The 9,136-nt window shown below is 73.0% G+C and carries 12 protein-coding genes; 4 read left to right on the top strand and 8 right to left on the bottom strand.

Translation table 11 applies throughout. From position 1 onward, the window contains the following. Positions 1 to 746, top strand: a 746-nt coding sequence (locus FV230_RS19540; protein ID WP_147843568.1) for an extensin family protein, incomplete at its 5' end; no start/stop codon positions are given. A 122-nt stretch (positions 747 to 868) separates the two neighbouring features. Beyond that, complete coding sequence (locus FV230_RS19535; protein WP_147843567.1) at positions 869 to 1,972, top strand: L,D-transpeptidase; 1,104 nt, start codon at positions 869 to 871, stop codon at positions 1,970 to 1,972. Positions 1,973 to 2,076: 104 nt separating this feature from the next. Here FV230_RS19535 and FV230_RS19530 read toward each other — a convergent pair whose 3' ends face one another. Genes FV230_RS19530 through FV230_RS19510 form a run of 5 tightly spaced genes read right to left on the bottom strand, consistent with a single transcriptional unit; the run spans position 2,077 to position 5,432 of the window. After that, entirely contained in the window at positions 2,077 to 2,274 is a 198-nt protein-coding gene (locus tag FV230_RS19530) for a DUF2283 domain-containing protein (protein ID WP_147729434.1), read from the bottom strand. Then, on the bottom strand, positions 2,258 to 2,587 hold the full coding sequence (locus FV230_RS19525) for a DUF4258 domain-containing protein (protein WP_246694926.1): 330 nt from the start codon (positions 2,585 to 2,587) through the stop codon (positions 2,258 to 2,260). The genes FV230_RS19530 and FV230_RS19525 overlap by 17 nt, the downstream gene beginning before the upstream one ends. A 57-nt stretch (positions 2,588 to 2,644) precedes the next feature. Beyond that, a complete protein-coding gene (locus FV230_RS19520) occupies positions 2,645 to 3,376 on the bottom strand; it encodes an ABC transporter permease subunit (protein WP_147843566.1) in 732 nt (243 codons plus the stop codon). Further along, the gene (locus tag FV230_RS19515; protein ID WP_246694925.1) at positions 3,373 to 4,548 is read right to left on the bottom strand and encodes a hypothetical protein; all 1,176 of its coding nucleotides are present in this window, start codon (positions 4,546 to 4,548) and stop codon (positions 3,373 to 3,375) included. The genes FV230_RS19520 and FV230_RS19515 overlap by 4 nt, the downstream gene beginning before the upstream one ends. Continuing rightward, a complete protein-coding gene (locus tag FV230_RS19510) occupies positions 4,545 to 5,432 on the bottom strand; it encodes a glycine betaine ABC transporter substrate-binding protein (RefSeq protein WP_246694927.1) in 888 nt (295 codons plus the stop codon). The genes FV230_RS19515 and FV230_RS19510 overlap by 4 nt, the downstream gene beginning before the upstream one ends. Before the next feature lie 313 nt (positions 5,433 to 5,745). On the opposite strand from FV230_RS19510, the gene FV230_RS19505 reads away from it, so the two are divergent. Next, positions 5,746 to 6,135, top strand: coding sequence for a response regulator (locus FV230_RS19505; RefSeq protein WP_147729180.1), 390 nt, complete (start codon positions 5,746 to 5,748; stop codon positions 6,133 to 6,135). 7 nt (positions 6,136 to 6,142) lie between these two features. On the opposite strand, the gene FV230_RS19500 is transcribed toward FV230_RS19505, so the two are convergent. Beyond that, positions 6,143 to 6,523, bottom strand: coding sequence for a YraN family protein (locus tag FV230_RS19500; RefSeq protein ID WP_147843565.1), 381 nt, complete (start codon positions 6,521 to 6,523; stop codon positions 6,143 to 6,145). Next, positions 6,510 to 7,478 (bottom strand): 16S rRNA (cytidine(1402)-2'-O)-methyltransferase, encoded by a 969-nt coding sequence (rsmI, locus tag FV230_RS19495; RefSeq protein ID WP_147843564.1) that lies wholly within the window; start codon positions 7,476 to 7,478, stop codon positions 6,510 to 6,512. Before rsmI ends, FV230_RS19500 begins: the two co-directional genes overlap by 14 nt. Positions 7,479 to 7,673: 195 nt before the next feature. On the opposite strand from rsmI, the gene FV230_RS19490 reads away from it, so the two are divergent. Further along, positions 7,674 to 8,924, top strand: coding sequence for a penicillin-binding protein activator (locus FV230_RS19490; protein ID WP_147843563.1), 1,251 nt, complete (start codon positions 7,674 to 7,676; stop codon positions 8,922 to 8,924). A 14-nt stretch (positions 8,925 to 8,938) separates the two neighbouring features. On the opposite strand, the gene FV230_RS19485 is transcribed toward FV230_RS19490, so the two are convergent. Then, the coding region (locus tag FV230_RS19485; RefSeq protein ID WP_147843562.1) for an EamA family transporter at positions 8,939 to 9,136 on the bottom strand (198 nt) is incomplete at its 5' end.

The raw sequence follows: 9,136 nt of genomic DNA, 5'->3' as shown, positions 1-9,136 counted from the left end.
CCGTCGCGCCGCCCGCACCGAGGCCGCCGGAACGCCCGGCCGACCTCGTCCCGAACGCGTCCTCCGGCGCACCGCCGGTCCCGCCGGAGGCCAAGCCCGGCGACAAGGCCGCCGACAAGCCCGGCGAGATACCGGTGCCGCCGCCGCTCCCCCCGGAGCGCCCGGCCGAGCTGTCGGGCGAGGCGGCGCTCGCCCTCAAGGTCGCGGCGCCGGACGACACCGCCTGCCGGGTCAGGCTGAAGCGCCTCGGCGCGGCGTTCGAGCCGCTGCCGGCGATCGTCAACGGGCAGTGCGGCACGCCGCTGCCGCTGAAGGTGACGGGGCTGCCCGACGTCGCGCTTCCGCAATCGGCGACGCTGACCTGTGCGGCCGCCGAGGCGCTGGCGCGCTGGGCGACCGAGGCGCAGGTCGCGGCCGAGCGCGAGCTGGAGCAGCCGCTGACCGGGATCGCGATCGGCACGTCCTACGAGTGCCGCGGGCAGAACCACGACGTCGAGGCCAAGCTCAGCGAGCACGCCTTCGCCAACGGCGTCGACGTGATGAGCTTCACCTTCGCCGGCCGTCCGCCGATCGCAGTCGGGGCGATGCCGGAGGGCTCGGCCGAGGGGCGCTTCCTCGATGCGGTGCGGGCGCGGGCCTGCGGGTTCTTCCGCACGGTGCTCGGCCCCGGCTCGAACGCCGCGCACGCCAACCACCTTCATCTCGACGAGCGCGAGCGCAACGCCGGGCACCGCCTGTGTCAGTGAGGGCGGTCGCGGAAACCTGATGCCGCCGTGCCGTTTGGCGGGGAACGCTCACGCTTCGCCGATACTTGATCGCGTGGAGCGAATCGGCTCCGGGAGCCTCGACCATGACGTGCGGATCGACGATGCGGACCGGCCTCGCGGCCGTCGTCCTGGCCTGCCTCGCGGGCCAGGGTCTTGCCGCATCGGACAAGGAGCCGGCCAAGGCGTCGGGCAAGAACGAGCCCGCGGCGCCGAGCGCGCAGGCGATCCAGGACGCGACCTTCGCCGAGCCGGCCCCAGATGCGAAGACGGATGCGAAGAAGGACGAGGCGAAGTCGTCGGGGGCCGCGAAGGCGAACGACCGGCCCGATCCGCTGACGATCAAGGTCCAGGTGCTGCTCGACCGGGCGCGGTTCTTCCCCGGCGCCATCGACGGGCGCGACGGCGAGAACCTCCAGGGCGCGCTCTCGGCCTACGCCGTGGCGCAGGGCCTGCCCGCGACGAAGACGCTGACGAAGGACGTCTTCGACAAGCTCGCCGCCACCGGCGGCGATCCGGTGGTCGCCGACTACACCATCACCGAGGCAGATGCGGCCGGTCCCTATGTCGAGACGATCCCGCCGAAGATGGAGGCCCAGGCCGACCTGAAGGCGATGAGCTACACCAACCCGCGCGAGATGCTGGCCGAGCGCTTCCACATGAGCCGCGACCTGCTGAGCCAGCTCAACCCGGACAAGCCCCTCGACAAGGCCGGAACGGTGATCCTGGTCGCGGGCGTCGCGCCGATGGGCCTCGACAAGCCCAAGGCCAAGGACCTGCCGCAGGATTCGAAGGTCGACCGCGTCGAGGTCGACAAGGGCAGCCGCGACGTGCGCGCCTTCGGCAAGGACGGCAAGCTTCTGGCCTACTATCCGGCCTCGATCGGCAGCGAGGAGAAGCCCGCGCCGAGCGGCGAGACCAAGGTGAAGGGCGTCGCCTTCGACCCGTTCTACACCTACGATCCGAAGTACCGCTTCAAGGGCGTCAAGAGCCGCAAGAAGTTCTCGATCCGCCCCGGCCCGAACAACCCGGTCGGCCTCGTCTGGATCGACCTCGCGATTCCCTCCTACGGCATCCACGGCACCCCGGAGCCGGAGAAGGTCGGCAAGACCGAGTCGCACGGCTGCATCCGGCTGACCAACTGGAACGCCCGCGACCTCGCCGCCCACGTCGCCCGCGGGGCGAAGGTGTCGTTCAAGGACGAATAGAGCGGGCGCTTGCATCTCGTCGAGGCGAGCGGCTCCGAACCGCCGGTCGGCCTCATGTCCTTCCGGCGAGCGGGCTTCCACCTCGCTCGGAAATGCTCCCGCGATCAGGCCGCCGTCAGGTGCCGGAGGTCCGCACCGGTGGACAGGTGCTCCGATGCATCGAGGATTTCGACCGCCACGATCCGACCGGCGGCATCGAAATCGAGGACTAGGCCGGGACGGACTTCCTCGCTTTCGACGACGGGGGCATCCGCGAAGCGCACGTAGAGCGCATCGGTCTTAGCGTCATACCGCGACTTCACGTGAGCGCCTCCGGCTGCGATCGAAGAATGCGGTCACGATGTGCACGCCATCTTCGGTCGGCACGTATACCACGCGCAGCATCCTGCCGTCGCGCTCCGGCACCGAGCGATAGGCCCGTCTTCGTTCCGGGTGCTTCGGGTCCGTCTCGGTCTCTTCCGGCTCTGCCACGGTGCGTTCGATCCACACGCGCTCCAGTGCTCGATCCACCAAATTGCCGAGGGCATGCGTACCGTAGGTGATCCGCACACGCCCTCCCAAAAGACCGAAGCCGACTTCGCGTGCGACGAAGCCGGTGGACGTCGCGTACCTCACGTAGATTATTTTCCTATTCGGGCCTATTGGATTCGCGCTTCGTCGTCGAGGAGGCGATCAGCGGCGAAGCAGGCCTGCCGCCGCGACCATCAGCGCGTCGCACAGGAAGGCGAGCGCCGCCGTCGCGGCGGCGCCCTGGAGCATCGGCACGGTGTTCTGGTTCTGGAGACCGGCGACGATCGGCGTGCCGAGCGTCGCGGCGCCGGCCAGCGCGCCGACCGCGGCGGTCGCCACGGCGAGGACGAGGGCCGTGCGCAAGGTCTCGACGATGGCGGGCGCGGCCAGCGGCAGCTCGATCCGCGTCAGGGTCTGACGGGCGGTGAGCCCGAGCGCTTTGGCCGCCTCGCGCGTCTCCGCCGGCACCGCCTCCAGGGCGCCGACCGTGCCGCGGAGCGTCGGCATGATGCCGTAGAGCACCAGGGCCAGCAGGGTCGGCGGGCCGCCGAAGCCGAGCACCGGCAGGGCGAGCGCCACCACGACCACCGGCGGCACCGCCTGCGCCGCGGCGGCCAGCGTATCGATCCCGCCCCGGACCGAGGCCGCGCCGGGGCGGGTCGCGAGGATCCCGAGGCCGATTCCCGTGATCGCGACGAGGACGAGGCCGGTCCCGGCGAGGATCAGGTGGTGCAGGGCGAGCGCACCGAGATGGTCGAGCGGCAGCGCCCGCCGCGGCGTCTCGCCGAGCGCCGAGACGATCGCCGCGGCGACGGTCGGATGACTGAAGCACGCGAGCACGAGGCCGGCGGCGCCGGCTCCGAGGGCCGGGCGCAGGGCACGCAGCCGGGTCATGCCGGCGTCCCGCGCCAGCGATCCTCGGCGAGGCTCAAGGTCCGCTCGACGACGAGCGAGAGCGCGACGATCGGGATCGCGCCGAGCAGGATCAGGTCCGGGGCGAACTGCGCCATGCCGTCGAAGACGATGCCGCCGAGGCCGCCGGCCCCGACCAGCGCCCCGAGGGTCGCGAGCCCGATCCCCTGGACGCAGGCGACGCGCAGCGCCCCGAGCAGGATGCCGGCGCCGATCGGCAGCCGCACCTGGAACAGGATCGTTCGTGGGGGCAGGCCGAGGGCCTCGGCCGCGTCGAGGGTCGCCGGGTCCGGCGCTGCGAGCGCCAGGGCGAGGCCGCGCCACAGCGGGAGCAGCAGATAGGCGGCGATGCCGATCACCGCCGGCACGGGGCCGAGGGCACCGAGGCCGGCCTCGCGGAGCGCCGGGACCGCCCGCAGCAGGCCCGAGGCGACGGCGACCAGAGCGCCGAGCAGGGCCACGGCCGGCACCACCTGGATGCCGCCGACCAGCACCTCGACGAGGCCCTGCCCGCGTCGCCACAGCGACAGCAGCACGGCACCGCCGACCGCCAGCAGCACCGCGCTTCCCGAAAGCAGCAGATGCCGCACCAGGGCTTCGCCGACCGCGTCCTTGCGCGCCGCGAACTCGACGGCGAGCGACAGGCTCCCGAGTGTCCCGGTCGAGCCGGCCAGCGCGACGAAGCCCAGGAACGCGGCCGCGAGCGCGCCCCCGAGCCCGGGGACGGCCATGCGGCGGGCGAGGTGGGCGAGCCCGCCCGCGAGCAGCAGCAGCGCCGTCCAGGCACCGGAGGCGAGGCCGGCGCGGGCGGCCGGCGGCTCGCCGGCGAGAAGGTCCCCGGCCGTGCTGCCCAGCGCCAGCATCAGCAGCGCGAGGGCCAGGGCGAGGAGCACGGTGGCGGCGCCGACGCCGATCCGCGTCCGCCCGATCCGGGCGAGCAGCACCGCGCCCAGCACGAGCCCGGCCACCGCCTCGATCTCCGGCCCGAATCCGGGCAGGGCCCCGAGGCCGTCCAGCGCGTAGACCGGCTCGCCGACGACGAGGCGGTTCTTCGCGATGCGCAGCAGCGGCAGGCCGTAGACCGCACCGAGGAAGGCGGCGGCGAACAGCGGCGGGCCGATGCCCCCGCGTCGATCCTCCGTTGCGGGCGTCAAGCGATGAAGCCGGCGTCGCGCAGGAACGTCCGTGCCACCGTCTCGGCGACCTGGCCCTCGACGGTGATGCGGGCGTTGAGCCGGCGGAGCGTATGGGCATCGAGGCGCGCGAACACCGGATCGAGCTTCTCGCGGATGCGCGGGTGGCGCGCCAGGGTGTCGGCGCGGATCACCGGGGCGACCTCGTAGACGATCTGTGCGCCCTTCGGATCGCTCATCACGGTCAGGTCGAGGGCGTCGAGCGCCCCGTCGGTGCCGTAGACCATGCCGGCGTTGACGCCGCTGATGCCCTGCGCCGCCGCCCGCGCGGTCACCGCCGTGTCGCCGCCGGGCAGGCTGATGATGCGGTTCATCGGCAGCGAGAACCCGTAGGCCGCCTCGAAGGACGGCAGGGCCGCCGGGCTCTCGACGAACTCGGTCGAGGCCGCGAGCAGGATCAACCCGCGCCGCACGGCCCCGGCGAAATCCGCCATGGTGGCGAGCCCTTCGCGCCGGGCGAGGCTGCCCCGCACCGCGATCAGCCAGGTGTTGTTGGCCGGCGCCCGCCCGAGCCAGACGAGGCCCTTGGCCCGATCCGCCGCCGCGATCGCGGCGTAGGCGCCATCGGCCCGCTTCCAGGCCGGATCGCCCTCGGTGCCGGTGAAGAAGGCGCCGTTGCCGGTGTATTCGGGATAGAGGTCGACATCGCCCGACATCAGGGCCGAGCGCACGATCAGCGTCGGCCCGAGACCGAGGCGGCGCTGCACCGGGATGCCGAGATCCTCCAGGCACAGGGCGATCATGCTGCCGGCGAGCGTCCCCTCGGTGTCGCTCTTCGAGGCGACCACCACCGCGCCTTGCCCGCGCGCGGGCGCCGCCGCGATGGCGGCGCCGAGGCCGACCAGCACGGCGCGGCGGTCGCAGATCGGAACGGGGCGACCCCTCACAGGAAAAATCCGGTCGTGTCAGGAAAAGATCGGCCCATTGCGGGTTCTGCCCTCACGCGGACCGTGCCACACCCTATCGCGAAATGTATCGCCGTGTAACATTGCCGACGGAACAGCCCGCGCCGGACGCTTGACACAACCGGCGTTCCGGGCGACCCCTCAGCCGCCCGGTGTACCCGCTTGGTTCTCCTGGCGCGACGATCGGATCCGACCAGCCATCATGGCGACGTTCCGTTGAAGCGGAGCGGATCGACAAGGAAGACACCTCGGCGTGAGCGCGGAACCGAACGACGACGTTCTCCAGGGTAAGCGGGTGCTCGTCGTCGAGGACGAAGCCGCGATCTCGATGCTGCTCGAAGACATGCTGCTCGATTTCGGCTGCACCGTGGTCGGCCCGGCCGCACGCCTCTCGACCGCCCTGGAGATGGCCGAGGGCGAGACCTTCGAGGTCGCGATCCTCGACGTGAACGTCGCCGGCGAGCCGATCTACCCGGTCGCCGAGGCGATCGCGAAGCGCGACCTGCCGCTGATCTTCTCGACCGGCTACGGCGGCGCCGGCATCCGCGAGCCGTTCCGCGATCGCCCGGTGGTGCAGAAGCCGTTCAGCCAAGCCGACCTCAAGCGCACGCTCATCGGCGCGATCAGCGCCGCGCGCGCCTGACCGTCCGCTACAGGCCCTCGATCGGGAACGCGTCGACGAGGTGGACCGGCCAGCCGCGTCCGCCGATGAAGACCGCGTCCGCCCGCAGGGTCAGGCTCCCGGCGAACGGATGCCGCGCGATCCAGCTCCGCACCGCGCGCGAGAAGCGTTGTCGCTTGACCCGGCCGATCGCGCCCTGCGCCTCGATCAGCGTCGCGCGCGCCTTGACCTCGACGAAGGCGATGGTGCCGCCGCGGCGCACGATCAGGTCGATCTCGCCGCCCGATGCGCTCACCCGCATCGCTAAGGGGCGATAGCCCTTCAGCATCAGCGCGCCGAGCGCCAGCCATTCGGCCCGGCGCCCGCGGCGTTCGGTCGCCTTCCGGCGGGCGGCATCAGGCGTCCGCATCGGTCTCGCGGGCCAGCACCAGCGCACGGTTGTAGACGGCGCGGCGCGGCTGCCCGGTCTCGTCGGCGACGAGGCTTGCGGCATCCTTGATCGAGTGCCGCGCGAGCGCGACGCGCAGGGCCGCGTCGAGGCCGGCATCGGCCTCCTCCGGGGTGGCCTCGTCCGGCGCGGTCCCGATCACCACCACGACCTCGCCCTTCGGGGCGCCCTCCTCCGCGAAGGTGTCGTTGAGGCTGGCCAGGGTGCCGCGGCGGATCGTCTCGAACATCTTCGTCAGCTCGCGCGCCACGGCCGCGGGACGGGTGCCGCCGAGGACCTCCGCCGCGTCCGCCAGCATCTCCGGCAGGCGGTGGGGCGATTCGAACAGGACCAGCGTGCCGGGCACGGTCGCCAGCGCCGAGAGCCGGTTGCGGCGGGCACCGGCCTTCTGCGGCAGGAAACCCTCGAAGAAGAACCGGTCGGTCGGCAGGCCGGCGGCGACGATCGCCGTCATCACCGCCGACGGGCCGGGAATCGGCGTGATGCAGATCCCCGCCTCGATCGCCGCCTGGACCAGCTTGAACCCGGGATCGGAGACCAGCGGCGTGCCGGCATCCGACACCAGCGCCAGCGCCTCGCCGTCCAGCATCCGCCGCACCATGCGCTCGCGGACGGCGGCGTTCGAATGCTCGTGGTAGGCGACGAGCGGCGTGGTGATGCCGTAGTGCATCAGCAGCGTCCGGGTGACGCGGGTGTCCTCGGCGAGCACCGCGTCGGCGGCGGCCAGCGTCGCGAGCGCCCGGATCGTGACGTCGCGCAGGTTGCCGATCGGCGTCGCCACCACGTGCAGGCCCGGCGCGAGCGGCTCCGCTTCCGTCGCCAGCCCGAAGGCGGTGAAGGTCGCAACCTTGGTCGCGGTGGATTTGGCCGGCCCGTCCCTGCGGGGGCGGCGTGCGGGCTCGATTCGCTGTGTCATCGCACGGACCTTGCCACGTCAAGCCGCCGAGCGGAATTTGCTCGCGGCCGCCGAACCGCCGCGAACCCCCGCTGATTCGTGTTTTCCGGGGGCGCGCGCGATCCTGCGACATCGGCGCGTTTACTTTTCGGGTCCACGCTTTAAGCCAGAGCCACGATCCCGCGTGGACGATCTTTACGGGAAGGAAGTTTCGCGATGGCGCGATGTGTCCCGCCCCGCGCCCTCCGGGCCGGCGCCGCCCTCGCCGTGATCCTCACCCTTGCCGGCTGCATCGGCGTTCCGGACCGGGCGCGTTCCGTCCGCGCCGCGCCGCCGCCGCGGGCCGAACTCGCTCCCGACCTCGCACCGCCCGCCGACGCCGTTCCCGGCTCGACGCCGGCCGCCGCCTCGGCGCCGGGCCGGATCGGCACCGGTTCGGTCAAGGTCGCCCTCGTCGTGCCGCTCTCGGGCCAGGGGGCCAATCTCGGGGCGGCGATGCGCAACGCGGCCGAGCTCGCGATCGAGGAATACCAGCAGCCCGACCTCCAGATCCTGGTGCGCGACGACCGCGGTTCGCCGGACGGCGCCCGCGAGGCGACGAGCGCCGCCATCGCCGAGGGCGCCGAGCTGGTGCTCGGCCCGCTCTTCGCCGCCAACGTCGCGGCCGCCTCGGCGACGGCGCGCGCCGCGGGCAAGCCGGTGATCGCGTTCTCGACCGATGCGAGCGTCGCCGGCCCCGGCACCTACCTGCTGAGCTTCCTCCCGCAGGCCGAGGTCGACCGGATCGTCGACGAGTCGGTCGCGGGCGGGCGCCGCTCCTTCGCCGCGCTGATCCCCGAGAACGCCTACGGCAACGCCGTCGAGGCGCAGTTCCGCGAAGCGGTGGCGCGCAAGGGCGCCCGTCTCGTCGGCATCGAACGCTACGCCCCCGGCGCGCCGGAGGCGGCGATCGCGCGCCTCGGCGGCCTGATCACCGGACCGGGCGCCCAGGCCGACGCCCTGTTCCTGCCCGAGACCGCCGACGGGCTGCCGAATGTGGCGGCCGCGCTCAGCAAGGCCGGCTTCGCGCCGTCCCGCGTCCGGCCGATCGGCACCGCGGTGTGGAACGAGCCGCGGCTCTTCGCGCTGCCGGCCCTGCAGGGCGGCCGCTTCGCCGCGCCGGACACCGGCGGATTCGGCAACTTCGCCGGGCGTTACCAGGCGCGGTTCGGCACGAGCCCGCCGCGGGTCGCCTCGCTGGCCTACGACGCGGTCTCGCTCAGTGCGGCGCTCGCGCGGCAATACGGGACCCAGCGCTTCGCCGACGTGACCCTGACCAAGAGCGCCGGGTTCGCCGGCGTCGACGGCACCTTCCGCTTCCGCGCCGACGGCCTGAGCGACCGGGCGCTCGCCGTCCACGAGATCCGCAACAACGCGTCGAGCGTGGTCAGCCCGGCGCCCCGCGCCCTGGCCAAACCCGGCACCTGAGCCTCCGCCGCGCGTCAGCCGTGGCCGATCATCGCCGCGCCGGCCGCGACGACCGTGCAGGCGGCGATGCGGCCGGCGGTCAGGCGCTCCGCCAGGAAGGCGCGGCCGAGGAGCGCGGCGAAGACCACGCTGGTCTCGCGCAGGGCCGAGACCGGCCCCATCGCCCCGAGCCGCATCGCCCAGATCACCGCCGCGTAGGCCAGCAGCGAGGC

This window comes from Methylobacterium sp. WL6, assembly GCF_008040095.1.
Taxonomy (GTDB): Bacteria; Pseudomonadota; Alphaproteobacteria; order Rhizobiales; family Beijerinckiaceae; genus Methylobacterium.
Note: the sequence above shows the minus strand (reverse complement) of the source record. Positions and strands in the feature narration are given on the sequence as shown.